Genomic DNA, 20,885 nt, shown 5'->3' with positions numbered 1-20,885 from the left:
AAAAATTTAAAATGGATTCTAACCCGCAACAGACCAAATGGTCTCAGTTTCTCTCACTCATTGTAGTCTTTTTCTTTTGGGGCTTTGTGGCCGCAAGTAATGATATCCTTATTCCTGTTTTCAAAAAATGGTTTGTGCTTTCACAAGTACAGAGCCAACTCGTAGCTTGGGCATTTTATGTAGCCTATTTTGTAGGATCAGTTATTTTCTTTTTGATTTCAATAAAAAGCGACATTCTACAAAAATTTGGCTATAAGAAGACATTAGCTGTGGGCCTTATACTTTCTGCTGTGGGCGCCTTTCTTTTTGTTCCAGCAGCATCAGCGGCTAACTTTTGGTTTTTCCTGGCAGCATTATTTATCGTAGGCCTTGGTTTTTCTGTACAACAAATTGTTGCCAATCCATTAGCAATTAAGATGGGAAGTCCTCAAACAGGCGCTCACCGTCTTACACTGGCAGGAGGCATAAACTCTTTAGGAACTACTATCGGACCAATCCTTGTAGGTATTGCTCTTTTCGGAATGGGTAATGATAAAGAAACAGCATCAGCAGATAAAGATATTTCTAAAATAGAAATTATAAAAAATGAGTATGTTGCACACAGAGACGAACTATCTAAGAACATTCTTGCGTTGAAGCAAGATTCAAAAGATGATCCTGCTGTAGTTTCAGCTGCTATATATACGGTACAACAGAATGTTAATGAATTAAATGCTGAAATTAGTCAGCTCAAAGACATTTCTAAAGCAACTGATTTTCAGATAGAAGAATTCTCAACCCAATTGAGCAAGATCAAAGAAAAAAGTTCAAGCATTTCTTACCCAATCGAATTTGTGAAAGAAAATTTGAAATTGGTTAAAGTTCCATTTATTGTTTTAGGTATTGCTTTTATTTTGGTTTCGATCTTTATGCTTTTCTCTAAAATTGAAGATCCTGCGAAAGAACAAGAAGAAAATACAGAAGAAGAAAACACAAAATTTAGTATATTAAATTACCCTCAGCTTTACTTAGGAATGCTTGCCATCTTTATATATGTAGGTGTAGAGGTTTCTATTATTAGTAATTTGCCTGCGCTGCTTCATACGAAAGAATTTGGTGGTGTTTTAGAACACAACATTGCGCCTTTCGTTTCTCTTTATTGGGGAAGTTTAATGATTGGTAGATGGAACGGAAGTATTAATGTTTTCAATATGTCAAAGAATACCGTTAATATTTTAAAATTTGTAGTTCCTTTTATTGCCTTCGCTATCATCATAATTGCCAATACGCTAAGTGGGAAAGACGTTTCATCGTTCTATATCTACGGATTTTGGATTATTGCTTTTATCATAATGAGTTTCTTAGGGGGCAAAAATGCGGGAAAAACACTAATGATTTTCGGAATTGCGGGTGTGTCAATGATGCTAATTGGCCTAGTTTATCCTGATAAAGAAATTGCAAAATACTTCTTTATTTCTGGTGGTCTTTTCTGTTCAATTATGTGGCCATCTATTTTTGATCTTGCGATTGCAGGATTAGGAAAAAACACAGGTAAAGCATCGTCTTTCTTAGTTATGATGATTTTAGGTGGTGGTATCATTCCTTTATTACAAGGTTACATCTGCGACTTTGATAAAGTAAATAAAGAAGGAATTCTAGGAATTACCTGGACGCATTTCTCTTATGTAATTCCTGTTTTATGTTTCGTATATCTTGCATTCTACGGATTTATTACTCCAAAAATCTTAAAAAAACAAGGCATCATAATGGGCGAATCCGAATCTCATGGTCATTAAAAATGCTACACTAATAAAAACAAAAAGATTTTGGGCAGGTATTTTACTTGCCCAATTTGTTTTGTTTTTCATTTTCTCAAAAACAGATTCTTGCATCACTTTTTTCGATCAACTATATGATATACAGAAAAATGTTCACATCAACCTATTTTCATGGGTTCCTTTCTCTTTAGGTGATGTATTGTATATTTGTGTTGGCGTTTTTTTGTTTGTTCAAACTCTTCTAATATTTAAAAAAACCTGTAGAAGAAAGCCTTTAATAAGAATTTTGATATTTTTAAATATATTTTATTTTAGTTATCAAATTTTTTGGGGAATGATGTACTTTCAAACTCCCATCATCAAAAAATTACCCTCGGAAGAAGAACCCAGTTTTTCTAAAGCAAAAATTTTAGCAAAAAAATATCTGGAAAATTGCAAAATTACAAGGCAACAAACACGAGAAGACAAAAATGGAGTGTTTATTATTACAAGTGAAAATTTATTAATTCAGGAAATTATCAATCAAGACAAATCGATTCCAAAAATTATTAGTTCAAAAGAAGAATTATTTTCATTATCTGTAAAACCAAGCTTGTATAGTGAAATAATGAGCTATACTGGCATTTCAGGTTATTACAATCCTTTTACAGCTGAAAATCAGTATAATAAAAACCTACCACATTCTATCCTTCCCTTTACAATTGCACACGAGACGGCACATCAATTGGGTTTTGCTCGCGAGCAAGAAGCTAATTTTATAGCTTATTTAAAAGGAATTGATTCGAAAAACTTGGAATTGCGTTACAGTACAGAGCTTTTTACATTGAAAAGCTTGTTGCGATACATCAACATTGAAGATCCTGCTTTTGTTGAAAATATAATTGCCCAATATTCGCCAGAAATGAAAAGAGACCGTGCCTATGAAAGAAATTTCATGAGAAAACATGCAAGTAAGCTCGAAGATTTTTTTGGATTCACCAATGATATATTCTTAAAAAGCAACCGCCAAGAAGGCTCTATTACCTATTCTTACTTCATAATTCTTCTTCTAAATTATGAAAAATAAAAAAGAATCGTATCAGGCGATACGATTCTAAAAACACAAATGATGAAAAAAAATTTATTACCTTGACTTGTTCCCTCATTCAAGGTTCTATAAAACTACAACAATATTTTAAATTCTAATGTAGAAACCATCTTCTTTTTACAAAATTTAGTACAATTTTAACAATTACATATTGATAAGTTGCCAATTATCACAATCAACAGAATTAACGGTACGTTAATAAAATCACTTCAATATTAATTTAAATGCTTAAAACATGCAATACAATGCTTCAAAAAGAATATTAAAATCTTATTTAAGTATTAAAAAAACATCAATACAAAATAAATAAAATGTTAAAAAACGTTAATTACAGTCTGAGAATTTAAAAAAAATGTTAAAAAACGTTCGTAAATCCTATAAATAGGGACTTTTATACAAAAAAAGCACTACCCTCTTGTAAGCCAAAATTTTAAATATTCCCCAATTTCATTTTTTCGCATTTGCTGATTAAAAATCAGAAGATTTAAAAATTTGTTCTATGTTTTAATAAAAGTAAAAGTCTAAATACAAAATGAAACTGGTATAAAATTCTATTTCTAAAATACAACTGTTTCCAAATTTTTTTAAAAATGACATTAATGGTACAGACAGTGCAGGACAATCATTAATCATAATTATTTTAGATTGCATTTATAAAAGAATATTACTTCAGAATAGTAAATTTCTGCTATAAACATACATTTCTTTACATTATGAAAAAATACGTTTTATTACTTTTCGTTTTCCTACTGTCTATTACAGCTTCGGCACAGTACAAACCATGGACTTCGGCAAAACAGCCTCTGAAAGAAATCAAAGCTTTAAAAAAGCAAATTAAAAAACCTGAGTTCAGAAAAGTAGATTACTTGGTAACGGATTTCGGAGCTGTGGGTGACGGAAAAACAAAAAATACCGAAGCTTTTAAGAAAGCAATCGAAAAATGTAATGCTGAAGGTGGTGGAAGGGTTGTTGTTCCAATCGGTATTTTTTTAACAGGAGCCATTTATTTAAAATCTAATGTCAATCTTCATTTAAACGACGGTTCTACAATTCTATTCAGCCAGGACAGCAACGACTACCCTATCGTTTTTACCCGTTGGGAAGGAATGGAATGTATGAACTATTCATCATTAATTTACGCTTACGAAGAAGAAAATATTGCAATAACAGGCAAAGGAACTTTAGACGGAAATTCAGATAATGACAACTGGTGGTTTTGGTGTGGCGCAAAACAATATGGTTACAACGAATCTAGACCGGGAAGACAAAACCCCGCACGAGCAAAGCTTCACGAATATATGGCGCAGAGAAAACCTGCAAGAGAAAGAATTTTCGGGGATGGATGGTATTTAAGACCCAATTTCGTTCAACCTTATAAATCTAAAAACTTCTATATGGCAGATGTTTTAGTTAAAAACTCTCCCATGTGGAATTTAAATCCGGTGTTGTGTCAAAACGTTTTAATTGAAAGAGTAAAAGTTATCAGCCACGGACCAAACAACGATGGTTTCGACCCTGAAGCTTGTAAAAATGTATGGATTAAAGATTCTTATTTCGACACGGGAGATGATTGTATCGCCATCAAATCTGGAAGAGACGAAGACGGAAGAGATATCGGAAGACCTGCCGAAAACCACATCATCGAAAACTGCGAAATGAAAGACGGTCACGGCGGTGTGGTGATTGGAAGTGAAATTGCGGGTGGAGCTAAAAATATTTACGCTATCGGAAATGTGATGGACAGTAAGAATCTTGACCGTGCTTTGAGAATTAAAACCAGTTCAAGCCGTGGCGGAATAATCGAAAATGTGTTTTTCTACAACACAAAAGTCGGCGCTTACAAAGAAGCGGCAGTGCGGTTTAATATGCATTATGAAAAACCTGGAAACCATATTCCTACCATCAGAAATATCTGGGTAGAGAATTTAACTGTTGAAAAAGGCGGAAAATATGCTGTGTTTTCTGATGCGTATGCAACTTCCCCTGTTACCGATTTTACAATGATTAATGCTAAAATGACCGGCGTACAGATTCCTTACAAAGTAGATTATCTTAAAAATGTGACTTTGAAAAATGTAACCGTTAACGGACAACCATTAACCGAATTAAAACCATAGAATGCTGAAGAAAGTCACTTTCGCCGGATTTCTTGTTTTGTCGGCATTTTCTCCCGTCTTTTCCCAGTCGAAAAATTGGCAGAATAACGAACGTGAACTGCATTACAAAGAAGACAAGGGCGATTTTCTATTAGTCAACGGAAAGTACAGATTCAACCGTGCTTTGTACGGAGACAACCGTGCGTCTCGGGTGGAAGCGGGAGATTTGCCGGAATTTGCACTCTATCTTCCCGGAATGGGAGGAAATCTCCAGTTTGTGATTCAAAAAGGAAATTCCATTAAAAAATTAATTCAGGCGGAAAAAATTGAAACACGTTACCGACCTGGTTCGATGTTGTATGAAATTAAAGATCCAATTCTTGGAAATGGAAGTCTAAAACTGACAGTTTTAGCACAAGCTAATGAAGAAGGCTTGGTTTTGAAAATGGAAACTTCTACTATCGATTCTTCTACAAAAATCTATGCAGTTTACGGAGGTGCGAGCGGAACAACTTTCAGCAGAAACGGCGACATCGGCGCAGACCCGGAATCCGGATTTTATCTATTGCCTGAATATTGTCTGAACAATGAGTTTCAGTTGAATAAAAATCAGTTTCAACTCAATTATTTAAACAAGAAAAAAGAAACTCAAACCGTTTACGGAAGTTTTTCGAATGTCAGTTCATTACAGCAAACTGATGCGACGACTTTAGAAAAACTGGGTGAGTTTACTCAAAATAAAACAGATAAATCTCCGATTGTCTACGCTTCGTATTCTTCACAAAAACAACCGGTTTATATTCAGGTTGCGAAAGGAAAATCAGATAAGAATTTTTCAGATGAAGATTTGAAAAATATCTTTAATGAAGCGGAAAAATCCCGTTTAATATTAACGAACAGAATTCAACTTAAAACTCCGGATGCAGATTTGAATAATTTCGGCGCCAATTTAGCCGTTGCCGCAGACGGAATTTGGGAAAGCCCAACCTTCCTTCACGGCGCTGTGGCGTGGAGAATACGGTTGAATGCGTGGCGTGGTGCTTATACAGCCGATGCTTTAAGCTGGCACGACCGAGCAAAAAAACATTTTCAAAGCTATGCCAATTCACAGGTTTTAAAACCTGAGTTTGCACCTGTAGAAATGGACACACTGCGTCATCTTGCCCGTCACGAAGAGAAAATGGGAACTTCGGTTTTTTCCAGCGGATATATTTCCAGAAATCCCAATGACAACACAAAACCGCATCATTATGATATGAATCTGGTTTTCTTTGATCAGCTATTTTCTCATTTAAACTACACCGGAGATAAAGAATTTTTAAAGAAAATGTGGCCAACAATGGTTCGTCACATGGATTGGGAAAAACGAAATTTCAAGCGTGGCGATTTGTATGATGCCTATGCCGCAATTTGGGCGAGCGATGCGTTGCAATATTCAGGTGGAAAAGTAACGCACACTTCGGCATATAATTACAGAGCCAACCGTGAAATGGCAAAACTGGCGAAGATAATTGGCGAGAATCCTCAGCCTTACGAGCAGGAGGCTGATGCAATTTTTAAAGCAATGAAAAACCAGCTTTGGATTAAAGAAAAAGGTTATTTTGCTGAATACAAAGATGCTTTGGGCAATCAAATCGTTCACGATAAACCGGGAATCTGGTCGATTTATCACGTTTCGGATGCGTTTATCTTGAATGAATTTGAAGATTACCAAAACTTACAATATATAAATAATTATACGCCTAAAATTCCGATTACGGTAAAAGGGGGGAAAGATAAAAACTATTACACACTTTCCACAACCAATTGGCAACCATACGATTGGTCAATCAACAATGTCGCATTGGCGGAAAATCTACAGACGGCTTTGGCGTATTGGCAAGCTGGAAGAAGTGAGGATGCTTATCATCTTTGGAAAGGAAATTTGGTAGAATCAATGTACTACGGCATCAGTCCGGGGAATTTTGAACAGCTTTCTCATTACGATGCGTTTCGTGGCGAATTATACAGAGATTTTGCTGACCCGATTGGTGTAGCTTCAAGAACTTTGACTGAAGGACTTTTCGGAGTTTACCCCAATTTATTATACAATAAAATCAGCATTAAACCGGGTTTTCCGAAAGACTGGAATTCTGCAGAGCTAAAACTACCAGATTGGGAATATCAATTTACGAAAACTTCAAAAAAGACTGAATATTCATTCAAATCAAAATATCAAAATCCGGTGGCGTTGGAAATGCAGATTCCTGTGAATTATTTCAATATCAAATCAGTGAAAGTGAACGGTAAAAAAGTAGATTGGAAAGTAAAACAAAATTCTATTTTGCAACCTATTGTTCAGTTTGAAACACCGAAAGGGAAAGATTTTAAAATTGAAATCAATTATTCGGGAGAAGAAATTAAAAACGAACAAACTGATTTCACTAATTATATTTCTGAAAATCTTCAATTGAATTTTGATTCAAAAAAGAAAATTAAAGAAGTTCTTGACCCGCAGGAATTGATTAAAACCAGAAACGGAAATCAATTTAGTTTAATTCAGGAAGAAATAAAAGGAACTTTTTTTATTCAAGTTGAGCAATACGGTACAACTTGGTGGCAACCCGTGAATGTTGATATTCGTTTTCCCTTAGAGACAAAATGGGTGAATAAAAAACTGCAGATTCAGTCTAATTCAGCAAATTCAATTAATGGAAAAATGACTGTGAATGGTTTAATCAAAAGTTTTTCGATTCAGGAAAATCAAAATACAATTATTGAAATTCCGGCGAATGTTTTGAGCAAAGGAACCAATTCTATTGAACTTGAATACAACGGAATCAAACAAAATATTGAAATCACGGATTGGGAAATTGAAAATCAGGGTGAGTTTAACAACATTTCTTTAGCTTCAAAATATAATGAAAAAGTGACGGAAATTTTCAATCAAAAATACCTTTCGCCAAGACTGGAAGTTTCTACTTTACAGCTTCCTTGGCAGGGAATAGGAAATTGGTGTTACCCCTTAATCACCGCTCCAATCGATGACAGAGGATTGATGAACAAAAGAAAAAACAACACAGTTGATTTTCTTGGAATACCTTTTTTAATTGATAAAACAGATAAAAATATTGCTTTTGCAAGCCTGTGGGATAATTATCCGGATTTTATTGAAATTCCTTTAAACGGAAAAGGCAAGAAAATCTATTTCCTGATGGCGGGTTCTACCAATCCGATGCAGTCGCAGATTGTGAATGGAAAAATTACAGTTCAATATATTGATGGCTCAACTTCAGAATTGGAGCTAAAAAACCCAACAAACTGGTGGCCGATTGAGCAGGATTTGTTTGATGATAATTTCGCTTTTGAAATTCCGGATGATAAAATTCCGTACCGAGTAAAATTGAAAACCGGAGAATTGTATAAAGGCGGAACTTTAAGTAGATATTCAAGCATCAAAGGATTTACAGACCGTCTGGTTGATGGTGGTTCTGCAACAATTCTGGATTTGCCAATTGATGCGAACAAAGAATTAAAATCGATAAAATTAACAGCCGTGAGCAATGATGTGGTGATTGGAATGATGAGTGCGACGGTTTTGAAATAGAAGATAATGCCACGATTGCACGAATTTAAAGGACATTTTAAAATTATTCAAAATAAATTTTCAAAACATTTTTCTTTTCCCCAAACCCTAAAGGGTAGAAAAATGATTTGAAAATCTCATCAAAATTACTCCCTTTAGGGTGGGGGAAATAATTTTGATGAATTTGGATAGGCTTTAAATGAATCATAAAAATATTTGTGCATTCGTGGCAGACAAAATAGAAATATCAACGCAAGTTTATAAAGTATAAATTAAGATAAAATGAAAAAACTCACAATATATCTTGGGATTTTCCTGATGGGATTTTCATCCCTGAATGCCCAGAAAATCGACCGAAAGAAGGTCGTTCAGCGGCATAATGTAGTCAATACAAAAGCCGATACACTTTCTACTTTAACAGTAGGAAACGGAAAGTTTGCTTACACGGTTGATATCACCGGAATGCAGTCGTTTCCTGAATATTATAAAAACGGAGTTTCTCTCGGAACGCAGTCTGAATGGGGCTGGAACAGTTTTCCGAATAAAGAGAATTATAAATTTGAGGAAACATTAAAGCCTTACGATTTCAATAACGATGGGCGAAAAGCTTTATACAGTGTTCAAATTAAAGAGCCGGAAAGAAATAAAGGTGCGGTAGATTACTTCCGTGTAAACCAACACCGTTTGCAGTTAGGAAATATCGGTATTGAACTGATAAAAAAAGACGGTCAGAAAGCGAAAATTTCAGATTTGACAAAGATTAATCAGAAAATTGATTTGTGGACAGGAATTATTACAAGTGAATTTTCTTTGGAAGGAACTCCGGTGAAAGTCTGGACGGCTTCTTTCCAAAATTCAGATAAAATCGGGGTTAAAATTGAGTCTGATTTGCTTGGTGAAGGGAAACTGAAGGTATTTGCACGCTACCCTTCTCCTACCGGACAGTTTTTGGATGATGCCGCTTTTTACGGAAATGAAAATGACCACACAACGAAAATCGTTTCGTCACAGTCTACACAAGGTTTAATTCAGCATAAGTTACAAAGCACAGATTACTATATTCATTTTAATTTTACAGAAGGAAAACTTCGCGAGGCTGGAAAACATTATTTCGTTTACGAGCCTTCATCGAAAAATAAAACAGTGGAATTAAGTATTGAATTTTCAGCTAAAACTCCGAAATCCAAAAGAACTTTATTCGCTGATGCTGAAAAAGAGAGTGCTTCAGGCTGGAAAAACTTCTGGGAAAGTGGTGCTGCTGTTGATTTTGAAGGAAGTACAGACCCAAGAGCCAACGAGCTTGAAAGAAGAGTTGTCTTATCTGAATATTTAACCAAAGTTCAGTGTGGAGGAAGCAATCCGCCTCAGGAAACGGGTTTAACTTTCAACAGCTGGTATGGGAAACCGCATACAGAAATGCATTGGTGGCATGGCGTTCATTACGCTTTATGGGGAAGACCGGAGATTTTGGAAAAACAACTGGATTATTATTTCAGAACCTTTGATAAAGCTAAAAAATTAGCAGAAAGACAAGGTTACAAAGGCGTTCGCTGGATTAAAATGTCGGATAACGATGGAAACGAAAGTCCGTCTTCTGTAGCTGCATTTTTAATTTGGGAACAACCCCACATCATTTATATGACCGAACTTTTGTACCGCAACAGCAAGGATAAAAAAGTTTTGGAAAAATATAAAAATTTGATTTTTGCAACGGCTGATTTTATGGCAGATTATGCCACTTACGACAAAGAGAAAAACCGTTACAATTTAGGAAAAGGCGTAATTCCTGCACAGGAAGTTTTCCCTGCAAAAGACACTTTCAACCCTACTTATGAAGTGGCGTATTGGGATTGGGCATTGAAAATTGCTCAAGAATGGAAAGAAAGACTGGGCGAACCGAGAGATAAAAAATGGGATGATGTAATTACGAAATTAGCTCCTCTTCCGGTACAGGATGGTGTTTATTTATCAACAGAATCTGCTAAGGATTCTTTCACATTTCCAAAATGGATGACCGATCATCCTGCAGTTTTGGGAGCATTGGGAATAGTTCCTGAATCTCCGAAACTAGACAAAAAAATAATGAAAAACACGCTTGATATTGTTTGGGAGAGATGGAGCTGGGAAAATACTTGGGGTTGGGATTTCCCGATGACGGCGATGAACGCAGCAAGATTAGGTCTTCCAAACAAGGCTTTGGATGCTTTGTTTATGAACATTCAAACCAACACTTATCTTAAAAACGGACATAATTTTCAGGATAAACGTCTTAGAATTTACCTTCCCGGAAATGGTGGCGTTCTGACAACTGTTGCAATGATGTTGGAAGGTTGGGACAGTTCAACCGGACAATTCCCCGGTTTCCCGAAAGATGGAAGCTGGAAAATAAAAGCAGAAGGATTTAAGAAAATGCCATAAAAAATTTCACATTCATATTAGTTGGAGTCTGCCGGAAACGGCAGGCTTTTTTTGTGAAATAAATTTATATGAAAAACATCTTTTTTCTAAATTATCCTGAATATTTTGAGAATTTATAAATTAATAATTGAGGTTAACATAATTTTTGTAACTTGTATAATAATTTAGTTAATTTTCCGTAATTATTTTTTAACTAAATAATATTCACCTGAAAAATCATGTCAGACACACTAGAAATCCATATTAACGAAAACTCAAGAGTCCCGAAATACAAACAGATTGTAGATTCTATTCTGAACGGAATCGATGGTGGTCAAATTAAAATTGGAGAAAAAATCCCTTCTATTAATGAACTTAGCGAATCCTGCTTTCTCTCAAGAGATACGGTAGAAAAAGCATATAAAGAGCTTCGCAAAAGGCAAATAATTGAGTCTGTAAAAGGTAAAGGCTATTATATTTCGCGTATCAACAAGAACGACATCATCAATATTTTCTTTCTGATCAACAAACCTAGTACTTATAAAATGATGATTTATAATTATTTCGTCAATGCAATCGGTACCAAAGGCAATGTAGAGATGTATATTTACCATTGCGACGAAACACTTTTCATCAATTCTTTAAAGAAAAATTTGGGAGGGTTTGATTATTATGTGATCATGCCCCACTTCCGTGATGAGCAATCGAAACATACCAGTTCTACTCAGGAAGTTTTAGATATTATAGAACAGATTCCGAAGAATAAATTGTTGCTGTTAGACAATACAAAGCCTAATATTTCCGGTGAATACGGCTCTATTTTTCAGGATTTTGAGCATGATATTTACAATGCTTTGGAGGAAGGTTTAGAAAAAATAAAAAAATACGAAAAAATCATTTTGGTTTATCCCAACAAGTCGATTCACCCCTACCCTTTCAGAATTGTACGCGGTTTTGAGAAATTTTGCCGAGATTTTAAATTGGATTATGAAATTCTGGATGAAATCTATCCCGACATGGAATTGCAGGACAAAGATATTTTCATCACGATTCGTGAACGTGATTTGGTGAATCTGGTGAAGCAAATCCGCCAGAAAAAACTGAAATTAGGTGAAGACATCGGAATTATTTCCTACAACGAAACTCCTTTGAAAGAATTACTCGGAATCACGGTGATTACTACTGATTTTAAGGCAATGGGAGAATCTGCAGCTTACATGATTTTAAAAAATAAAAAGGAATCTGTGAATAATGTTTTTAAATTTATTCAAAGAGAGTCACTTTAGTTTTTTTTTAACGCAAAGTTTTATTTTTTGTTCTGAATTTTTAAAGGAGCAAAGAATGGAATCAATAAAATTGATTCTATACATTTTTAATTATGTCTTTGCATTAAAAATTACGAACCAATTTTCAGTTTATCTTTTATTTTAAATCAAAAATAATATCAGTTATTTTGCAATAATGTTTATTTAACGCAAAGTCAAACAAAGATTTGTAAATCTTGAATGTTTAAAGGTATACAAAGGCGTAAACTTAGCAAAGAAATACAAAATATTTCCCATGATGACAGATTTCCGACAATCTCATATAAATTATATTAGTAATTATGATTAAGAAATTAATTTTCGTCATGAGCTTTTTAGTGGCAATCACTGTTTTCGGACAGAAAAAAAATGATACACAAGCTGTGACAGATGCAGCAGAAAAACTACGTTTAGCCATGATTAGTGGTGAAAAGTCTGCGTTGGAATCTTTGATTGTACCAGAATTGACCTATGGACATTCTGGAGGTCATATTGATGATTCTAAAGAATTTGTTGAAAAATTGGTCAGCAAAAAATCTGATTTTTTGACGATTGATATAAGTAACCAAAACATCAATATCGTTGGAAACACAGCGATTGTTCGTCATCATTTTAATGCAACGACTGCTGATCTTGGAAAAGCTCCGGGCGATGTAACTTTGGATATTTTACTGGTTTGGACGAAGGTGAAAAATGATTGGAAGTTGCTGGCGAGACAGGCGGTGAAGGTGGAGAAGAAAAAGTAAAATACTTTTTCCTTTCTAATATTTAGTTTTGATTTTTTAAATATTAGGACAACAAATATAAAACAGTGGCTAAATCAATTTTTTCTGCGATTATTTTTATTATATTGAAAAGGTATTTTTTAAAATACTAATAGTCATAATTAATCATTAAACTAAAACAGAATTTTACTATAAAATTCAAATGTGAAAAAGCGTAAATTTGCAAAAATGTAGATTTTAAAATGGCAAAAAGTAAAGCAAGAGATATAACTGAAAAAACGATTAAGCGCTTGTATGCTTTATCAGGCAATCAATGTGCTTTTCCAGATTGTCATATAAGTCTTTTAAGTTCGGGAAGTGAAATTAATTTCTCCAACATTTGCCATATTGAAGCAGCAGAGCCTGGTGGTCAAAGGTATAATGCAACTTCGAATGACGATTATCGTAGAAGTTATGAGAATTTAGTGCTTTTGTGTGCAAATCATCATTTAGAAACAAATGATGTGGCAAAATATACAGAGCCCATTCTTCAAGAAATGAAAAAAAATCACGAAGCTAAAATTCTTAAATTAATATCTGAAAGCAATATTCTTGTAAAATATCCATCTGCTTTAAATATTATTGTTGGATTTGTAGGAAAGCGAATTTTTGATGATACCATTACAGAAGAACCAACTAATGCACCTGACACAGAAGATAAGATACTATACAATAATGTTATTCTTTTCAAACCTACAATTGTACAACATCGAGTTTATCAGGGTAAGTTAAATAAGCTTTACGAAGAAATTGAGAAACAAGGCTCGACTAAAAAAGAATTTGTACTTCAAAATATTAAATCTATTTACCTTAAAGAAAAAGGCAAGTACAAAGATTTAGAAGAAATAAGAGCCAATGCAGATATTATAATAGAAAATATTGAAAACGAACTATGGAAAATTATAGAAAATTCAAGTAATCCTATTTCAGATTTACCAATTGAAGCTATTAAAATTGGATTACTAATCATAATGGTTGACGCTTTTATGCGTTGTAATATTTTAGAAGAACCGCCAAAATTATGATAGTAAATAAAAACATAAACCCCGAAAGAGATTTATATTACTTGGGAGGAAAAGTAATTGAAGTTCTTAATTCGTTTACTAAAAATGAAATCGACTATTTTGATTTGTTCATTTCGGTAAATAAATCAAACAAAATATCATTGAATTTATATTCGTTAGTTTTAGATTGGCTATTTATTTTAGGAGTAATTAAAAAAGGTAATAAAGGATTGATAATAAAATGTTTTTAAAACAAGTCATCATACAGAATAAAAATTCTATAATTAGAGATATTCACTTTCATAAAGGAATAAATTTAATTGTAGATGAAACACCTGTGGGGAGTTCTCAACAAGCTACAGGGAATAATGTCGGTAAGACGACCGTTTTGAGATTAGTTGATTATTGTTTCGGTGCCGATGGAAAAAACATTTATCAAGACACTGAATTTAACAAGCAACCAAATACTACAATTGAAAACTTTTTAAAGGATAACGAAATTATTATTACTGTAGTTTTGGTTGATAATTTAGATGAACCAAAAGAAGAAGTTATCATTAGAAAAAATTTCCTTTCTCGTACTAAAAAACTACAAGAGATAAACGGAGAGAATATAACTAATGATAAGGAATTTGACAAAGCATTGAAAAAAGAAATCTTCAATTCCGATGTTGACAAACCAACATTTCGTCAAATTATATCTAAAAACATTCGGGATGAAAAAAACAAAATGACAAACATTGTCAAAGTTTTAAATTCATTTGCAAGTTCCGAAGTTTATGAAGCGCTTTACTTATTTTGGTTAGGAATAAGCACTGATAGTCATAGCGAAAAAGAAAGATTATCATTGGATAAAAAGAAAGAAGAAAGCTTTCAAAAAAGATTAAAGAAAGAGGGTGAACTATCTTTGATAGAACAGCAATTAATTCTCTTGAATGATAAAATTGACGAATTAAATAAAAGAAAAAATAAATTTAATCTCAATGAAAACTACGCTGCTGATGTTGACAAATTAAATGATATAAAAGCAAAATTAAATAGAAGTGCCACTGAATTAAGTAGATTGGAAATCCGAAAAGATTTAATTAATGAAAGTAAAGAAGATTTAGAGCAAGAGTACACTCAAATTGATACTAGTCAAATCAAATCTCTTTATGAAAAAGCAAAATCTCTAATCTCAAATATTCAAGTTTCCTTTGAAGATACTGTGAAGTTTCATAATGATTTAATTTCTGAAAAATTAGAATACATTACGAAGGAACTTCCTGAAATAGAGCAACAAATACGAAAAATAAAATCTGGAATAATTGTTCTTCGTAATGAAGAAGATGCATTAACAGAAACTTTAAACAAATCTGCTTTAGTAGAAGATTTTGAACAAACTATTTTAGATTTGAATAAGCAATTTGAGCGAAAAGGAAACTTAGAAGAACAAAAAAGGCTTTGGCTTTATTCGCAAGAAAAATTGGCTGATATTGATGATAATCTGAATAAAATAAATCAAGGAATTTCATCAAAAGATAGCCAAATCCAAAATAGAATAACTGAATTTAATAAGTATTTTTCTGTAATGTCGAACAGACTTTATGGCGAAACTTACTTGCTCAGTTCTCAAAAAAACGAAAAAGGATACGAACTAATCGTAACAAACCTTGAAGGAAATCCAAGTACAGGAAAGAAAAAAGGACAAATAGCTGCCTTCGATTTTGCTTACATTCAATTTGCAGACAAACTTGATATTGAGTGCTTACATTTTATTATGCACGATCAATTAGAAACCATTCACGACAACCAATTAAATACAATTGTTGAAGTTGCTAATAGTATCAATGGACAATATATTGTGCCAATTCTTAGGGACAAAATACCTTCAAACATTGATATTAGTGAATTTGAAATTCTATCATTATCTCAAGTTGACAAACTTTTCAGAATATAAACGTTATATAGCAGCTGATATAAAAAGGCGAATAATTCTAAATATCAAATTCAGCTTTCTAAAAAGTTGAATTTTTTATTCAGATTTGTGTCATTAAATCAAGATGCAAAATATTAAAATATCTTACTGTAAATTATATTTACAGTCACCTCACTCTAAAATTCTGCAATTCCTCCGGTGTATCACAGCAAACCTGCTCCATTACCTGTCTGAACTGCATTTTCAGCATTTCAATAATATGATCGCCGCCTTTATCACCGAGAGCTCCGACCGCATACATAAACGTTCGTCCCATAAAGGTAAATTCTGCGCCGCAACTTAAAGCTCGGGCAACATCCGGACCGGTTCTTACGCCACTGTCCATCATGATTTTTATCTGACCTTTGTATTTTTCGCTGATTTCTTTTACAACCGCAATCGTAGATTCTCCCGCATCCAACTGTCTTCCGCCATGATTGGAAATAATCATTCCATCGAAACCTAAACGAACTGCTTCTGCAGCATCTTCATCCGAAGCAACACCTTTGATGACCAATTTCCCTTTCCATTTATCACGGATGGCTTTGATTCTGTCTGAATTTAATCTTCCGGAAAAAGTAGAGTTCATAAACTGTCCCAACTGTTTCACATTCATGTTTTTTTCCATATACTTTTCCATCGTTTTAAAACTTGGAACACCGTGTTTCAAAATTTCAAGACACCATTCTGGTCTTGCCAACGCTTGGGAAACATTTCTAAAATTCAATTGCGGGGGCATTGCCAAACCGTTTCGGATTTCCTTTGCTCTGTATCCGAAAGTCGGAACATCTGCCAAAACAACCAAAACATCATAGCCTGAAGCTTCGCAACGGTTCAGAATATCGTCACGCAGCCATTCTTCTCTTGGATGATACAATTGATACCATGCTTTTCCTTCCGTTAGTTCAGCAATTCTTTCGATACTGCTTGTCGTTACCGTACTTAAAATAAATGGAATATTATGTTTAAAAGCTGCTTTAGCTAAAATTTCGGGAGCATTTGGCCACATTAACCCCTGCAAACCAACAGGAGAAATTCCAAATGGTGCAGAATATTTCACTCCGAATAATTCCGTTTCCATGTTTGCTTCTGCATAATTATTATTCAGATAACGCGGACGAAGCAAAACTTCACGAAGTTCACTCGTGTTTCGGTCACGGTTGATATTTTCGTTGCAGCCACCGTCAAGATATTCGAAAGCGAAACGGGGCATTTTCTTTTTTGCTTTTTCGATTAAAAGTTCAAGCGAAGCATAATTGGTATCAAATGGAAAAGACATAATTGGTTGATTGTTGTTGGTCGTTAGTTATTTGTGTTTTGTGTCTAGTTTTAAACTTTCGGAATAACTACTTCTAATGTTTTAATCATTAATTTTTATTGCAATAGGCTTAAAGCTATCTGTCAAAAGCTTATCTCTATCAGCTAAGTAACTCCAGATTAAGAATTAAAGGCTGAAGCACTTTCATCTGATAATGTTGCTGTAAAAAAGTTTCGTCTATTTTTTTGTTGGAAATCACCATAGATGCACCCAAAGCCGATCCCAACGGAGAATGGGTAGACATCACATTGTAATGCTGGAAATGATGAGACATCAATTTCATAAACACATCATTATCTGTAAAACCTCCGTCGATATAAATATTTTTTATTTCTGAATTTCCGATGGCATTGGTAATCGTATGAATCTGTAAATCCATCAACTCGATCATCAGCTGATGATAGGCTTCTTCAAAGGTTGCAAATGAATTTAAATCTGTTGCAGTAATCATTTTTCGCTTTAAAATAATTCCTTCAAAACGGAAATAGATGTTTTTATTTTTCATTAGATGCAGATACAAATCCTGATCAAACTGAACTTCTCTGTGGAAACCATATTCTTTTCCATAATAAGCACATAATTTTTCAACCTGAATTTTGTACTCATTCCCCATGAAAAAACGGGATGCTTTCACACGTTTGCCGTCAATTCTCATGTAGTTCAGACAATTGTTTTCGATGTCTTCATCCGTTAAACTTTCATCGTTGAATGGATTTAAAGAAATACTCCAAGTTCCTGTTGAAAGCAATAGAAACGGTTCTTTTTTACTTAAAATATAAGGCAATAACGCTGAAGAGCTGTCGTGGATTCCAACGCCAATTTTAATTTTTTTGTTTCTGTAAGAAGTGTTGATGCTCGCAGAAGTCGGAACAATGGGTCCCAATAAAGCATCGATTCCTTCATCGTAAACCCAGTCGTGATAATCTGCTTTATCGTAGTCCCACAAATTGGTATGACAGCCGATTGAGGTGAATTCCGAAACACAAATTCCGGTAAACAGGTATGATAAATACTGAGGTAAATGAAGGCTGTAACGGATTTTTTTGAAAACTTCCGGATGTTTATATTTTAACCAGAATAATTGCAGTCCGGAGTTCAGCATTCCAGTTTGAGGAGATGCCGTTTCACGGGCAATTTTCAGTTTGCTGCCATGTTTTTCATAGAACAGATCAAGAATATCCTGATCCATAGGTTTGGTGTAATTGTACAAAGGCGTGAGAACATTTCCTTTTTGATCAAGGTGTACAAAACTTGCTCCGTAAGTAGAGAAATTGATGGCTTTTACTTCAAAATTTTCATCATCGAGAATAGCATTGAAGTTATCTTTGATCCAACTTTGTAAGGCAGCCAAATCTTCGGTAGGATAGCCATCTTCATCAGTGGTAAGAGGAAGTTCGGTATATTCTCGCACAATTTCTTTGTAATTTTTATCAAATAAAAAAAACTTTTTGTTCGTTTTTCCGATATCGAATACGATGGTTACCTTTTTTTTGGCCATTCCTTAGATGAATTTAATGATTGATTATAAATGGTTATTAGTTTTAATGATTGTCCGTAATTTATCATCATTGAAAATACTTTGTATTTCTTTGTTAAGTTAACGCCTTTGTATAACGTAAAAACGATCAAAATTTATAATTCTTTGTTTAACTTTACGTTAAATCAAGAATTATTACAAATTACGGATATACATATTAGTTTTTTTTCAAAATTGGATTTAGTAAATTATGTTTTTTTTAACGCAAAGTGCACTAAGATTTTTTTAAACAAAATGCTGATTATTTTTAAGTTCGCAAAGGCGTTTCACTTAGCTAAGTCCTCAAAGATTTAATCTTTTTGTGTTATCTTTAATTATTAAAAGATTCAAAACCATCAAGGAGTGTTTAGTTATTAAAAAATAATTAAGAAAAAAATCCACTGATTTCTTAAATAACGATGCCTAGACTTAATCAACTAAACACTCTTTGTCTTAACGGTACTATATAAGGATATATAATTAAACTTTCGATTGCACTTGAAAGTAATTATCAAATTAAAACGGATTTTATAATCCGGTTGCTTTTGCCCAGCCTCTTTCGGAAATTAAGGTTTCTCTTACCTTCAAACTTCTGTAAGCAGCAATCGGGTCTAAAGCTGCGCCAGTCTGCAGTCTTGCCGCTTTCAACAATGGGCGAACGTCTGTTCTGTAGGCGTTCTGCAAAATATCCTGAGCTGCCACAACATCATTGTTTAACTGAGCTGTTTTTAAAGCTTTTTGATCGACCAACAGTGCCTGTGCATAAGCAATTAAGATTGCTTCCAAAGATTGTAATAAGTCTTCCAAAGGATCTTTAATATTATGACTTGCATCAATCATCCAAGCCGGATAAGGATTGTTGGTGTTGTTTTCCACCCCGTACACCAATTCATTGAAAATCAAAAACAAAGCGTAAGGCTTGATGGATCCCACCGTTAAATCGTCGTCTCCATATTTGCTGTCGTTGAAATGGAAACCACCTAACTTTCCTTTATACATCAATGTTGCAACAATCTGCTCAATATTGGTATTCGGTAAATGATGTCCAAGATCAACTAAAGTGAAAGCTCTTTCGCCACAAGCATTTGCCAGCATGAATGAAGTTCCCCAATCCTGAATGGTTGTTGAATAGAAATTGGGTTCGTAAGGTTTATATTCGATGAATAATTTCCAATCTTCCGGCATTCCTGCGTAGATTTCTTTTAAGCTTTTTTCTGTGTTTGATAAAGCCGTCTGGAAATTTAGCTGTCCGGGGAAACTTGCTCCGTCTGCCAGCCAAACCGTTAAGCTTTTTGAGCCTAATTCTTTTCCTATTCTAATCACTTCTTTGTTGTGTTCAACAGCGTAAACACGAGAGTCTTCATTCACAGAGTTTAAAGAACCGAATTTATACGAATGTTTTGCATTCGGCTGATCTTGAAACGTGTTGGAGTTCATCGCATCGAAGATCAATCCGTGAGAAGCTGCACTTTCCTTCAATGCACTTACATCACTTGGAATATCCCATGGAATGTGTAGCGAAACGGCTCCTGCAGACTGAGTCAGCGCGTGAAGCAAACCAACATCATCTAATTTCTGTTCCAAAACTGCAGGTTCGCCACCGTAAGAAAATCTTCCGAAACGAGTTCCACCTGCACCCAAAGCCCAGCTTGGAATGGCTACCTGGAAATCGGCAATTTTATTAACTATTTCAGCGACGTTTGATCCTGATTTCGTTAGTTTATTTTGTAGAAAATCAAAGTCTGAATTAAAGTTTTCAACTTCGTTTATATTGTGTTGTTCAATGATGTCTTTTCCTATAATCATAGTTTATTGTTTTACCACAAAAGTCACAAAGAATTTTGTTTGATTTTTTTTATTAAGCTTGTCAAAGTTTTGAACCTTGTCAAAGTTATTGCTAATTTCTGACAATTCTTTCAATTACTTCAAAGTGCCTATTTTAAAGGATTTACTGTTTTTCGTATAAGAAAACCAACGTATCCGAACGCATACAAATTAAGAGTTTGTTGAACTGCTTGTTGTACTTTTGTATCAGGTTGCTTCCCTTTGTAAACCCCTGTTTTAAAAGGGATTCTTTGCTTTGCACTGTTTTGCAAAGTTAATAAAACCAAAATATAAAA

Annotated in this window: 13 protein-coding genes; 10 read left to right on the top strand and 3 right to left on the bottom strand. The window is 34.1% G+C overall.

Annotation, left to right across the window (positions count from 1 at the left end):
- Positions 1 to 11: 11 nt before the first annotated feature.
- The 10 genes from BW939_RS04035 (at position 12) to BW939_RS03990 (ending at position 15,913) form a co-directional block, all read left to right on the top strand.
- The gene (locus BW939_RS04035; RefSeq protein ID WP_076450016.1) at positions 12 to 1,775 is read left to right on the top strand and encodes an MFS transporter; all 1,764 of its coding nucleotides are present in this window, start codon (positions 12 to 14) and stop codon (positions 1,773 to 1,775) included.
- Positions 1,765 to 2,823 carry a DUF3810 domain-containing protein gene (locus tag BW939_RS04030; protein ID WP_076450014.1) on the top strand — a complete coding sequence of 353 codons (1,059 nt, stop codon included), beginning with the start codon at positions 1,765 to 1,767 and terminating at the stop codon, positions 2,821 to 2,823. The genes BW939_RS04035 and BW939_RS04030 overlap by 11 nt, the downstream gene beginning before the upstream one ends.
- Positions 2,824 to 3,557: 734 nt before the next feature.
- Positions 3,558 to 4,961, top strand: coding sequence for a glycoside hydrolase family 28 protein (locus BW939_RS04025; RefSeq protein WP_076450013.1), 1,404 nt, complete (start codon positions 3,558 to 3,560; stop codon positions 4,959 to 4,961).
- 1 nt (position 4,962) lies between these two features.
- Positions 4,963 to 8,526, top strand: coding sequence for a DUF4450 domain-containing protein (locus BW939_RS04020; RefSeq protein WP_076450011.1), 3,564 nt, complete (start codon positions 4,963 to 4,965; stop codon positions 8,524 to 8,526).
- 261 nt (positions 8,527 to 8,787) lie between these two features.
- Complete coding sequence (locus BW939_RS04015; RefSeq protein WP_076450010.1) at positions 8,788 to 10,923, top strand: hypothetical protein; 2,136 nt, start codon at positions 8,788 to 8,790, stop codon at positions 10,921 to 10,923.
- A gap of 218 nt (positions 10,924 to 11,141) precedes the next feature.
- Entirely contained in the window at positions 11,142 to 12,188 is a 1,047-nt protein-coding gene (locus tag BW939_RS04010) for a GntR family transcriptional regulator (protein WP_076450008.1), read from the top strand.
- 320 nt (positions 12,189 to 12,508) lie between these two features.
- Positions 12,509 to 12,952, top strand: a complete 444-nt coding sequence (locus BW939_RS04005) for a nuclear transport factor 2 family protein (protein WP_076450006.1) — start codon at positions 12,509 to 12,511, stop codon at positions 12,950 to 12,952.
- Positions 12,953 to 13,173: 221 nt separating this feature from the next.
- On the top strand, positions 13,174 to 13,995 hold the full coding sequence (locus BW939_RS04000) for an ABC-three component system protein (protein WP_076450005.1): 822 nt from the start codon (positions 13,174 to 13,176) through the stop codon (positions 13,993 to 13,995).
- Positions 13,992 to 14,225: an ABC-three component system middle component 6 gene (locus BW939_RS16150; protein WP_076450003.1), complete on the top strand. Its 234-nt coding sequence runs from the start codon at positions 13,992 to 13,994 to the stop codon at positions 14,223 to 14,225. Before BW939_RS04000 ends, BW939_RS16150 begins: the two co-directional genes overlap by 4 nt.
- Positions 14,216 to 15,913: a DUF2326 domain-containing protein gene (locus BW939_RS03990; RefSeq protein WP_076450002.1), complete on the top strand. Its 1,698-nt coding sequence runs from the start codon at positions 14,216 to 14,218 to the stop codon at positions 15,911 to 15,913. The genes BW939_RS16150 and BW939_RS03990 overlap by 10 nt, the downstream gene beginning before the upstream one ends.
- Positions 15,914 to 16,058: 145 nt before the next feature.
- Here BW939_RS03990 and BW939_RS03985 read toward each other — a convergent pair whose 3' ends face one another.
- From BW939_RS03985 to BW939_RS03975, 3 genes are all read right to left on the bottom strand, one after another.
- Complete coding sequence (locus BW939_RS03985) at positions 16,059 to 17,210, bottom strand: alpha-hydroxy acid oxidase (protein ID WP_076450000.1); 1,152 nt, start codon at positions 17,208 to 17,210, stop codon at positions 16,059 to 16,061.
- Positions 17,211 to 17,349: 139 nt separating this feature from the next.
- On the bottom strand, positions 17,350 to 18,747 hold the full coding sequence (locus tag BW939_RS03980) for an FGGY-family carbohydrate kinase (protein ID WP_076449999.1): 1,398 nt from the start codon (positions 18,745 to 18,747) through the stop codon (positions 17,350 to 17,352).
- A gap of 546 nt (positions 18,748 to 19,293) precedes the next feature.
- The gene (locus BW939_RS03975; protein ID WP_076449997.1) at positions 19,294 to 20,571 is read right to left on the bottom strand and encodes a sugar isomerase; all 1,278 of its coding nucleotides are present in this window, start codon (positions 20,569 to 20,571) and stop codon (positions 19,294 to 19,296) included.
- Positions 20,572 to 20,885: the final 314 nt, after the last annotated feature.

Source organism: Chryseobacterium piscicola (assembly GCF_900156685.1).
Taxonomy (GTDB): domain Bacteria; phylum Bacteroidota; class Bacteroidia; order Flavobacteriales; family Weeksellaceae; genus Chryseobacterium; species Chryseobacterium piscicola.
Note: the sequence above shows the minus strand (reverse complement) of the source record. Positions and strands in the feature narration are given on the sequence as shown.

Bases quoted from the DNA above. Each gene is read 5' to 3' on its own strand.
- BW939_RS04035 (WP_076450016.1), top strand. From the start codon at position 12: ATGGATTCTAACCCGCAACAGACCAAATGGTCTCAGTTTCTCTCACTC.
- BW939_RS04030 (WP_076450014.1), top strand. From the start codon at position 1,765: ATGGTCATTAAAAATGCTACACTAATAAAAACAAAAAGATTTTGGGCA.
- BW939_RS04025 (WP_076450013.1), top strand. From the start codon at position 3,558: ATGAAAAAATACGTTTTATTACTTTTCGTTTTCCTACTGTCTATTACA.
- BW939_RS04020 (WP_076450011.1), top strand. From the start codon at position 4,963: ATGCTGAAGAAAGTCACTTTCGCCGGATTTCTTGTTTTGTCGGCATTT.
- BW939_RS04015 (WP_076450010.1), top strand. From the start codon at position 8,788: ATGAAAAAACTCACAATATATCTTGGGATTTTCCTGATGGGATTTTCA.
- BW939_RS04010 (WP_076450008.1), top strand. From the start codon at position 11,142: ATGTCAGACACACTAGAAATCCATATTAACGAAAACTCAAGAGTCCCG.
- BW939_RS04005 (WP_076450006.1), top strand. From the start codon at position 12,509: ATGATTAAGAAATTAATTTTCGTCATGAGCTTTTTAGTGGCAATCACT.
- BW939_RS04000 (WP_076450005.1), top strand. From the start codon at position 13,174: ATGGCAAAAAGTAAAGCAAGAGATATAACTGAAAAAACGATTAAGCGC.
- BW939_RS16150 (WP_076450003.1), top strand. From the start codon at position 13,992: ATGATAGTAAATAAAAACATAAACCCCGAAAGAGATTTATATTACTTG.
- BW939_RS03990 (WP_076450002.1), top strand. From the start codon at position 14,216: ATGTTTTTAAAACAAGTCATCATACAGAATAAAAATTCTATAATTAGA.
- BW939_RS03985 (WP_076450000.1), bottom strand. From the start codon at position 17,210: ATGTCTTTTCCATTTGATACCAATTATGCTTCGCTTGAACTTTTAATC.
- BW939_RS03980 (WP_076449999.1), bottom strand. From the start codon at position 18,747: ATGGCCAAAAAAAAGGTAACCATCGTATTCGATATCGGAAAAACGAAC.
- BW939_RS03975 (WP_076449997.1), bottom strand. From the start codon at position 20,571: ATGATTATAGGAAAAGACATCATTGAACAACACAATATAAACGAAGTT.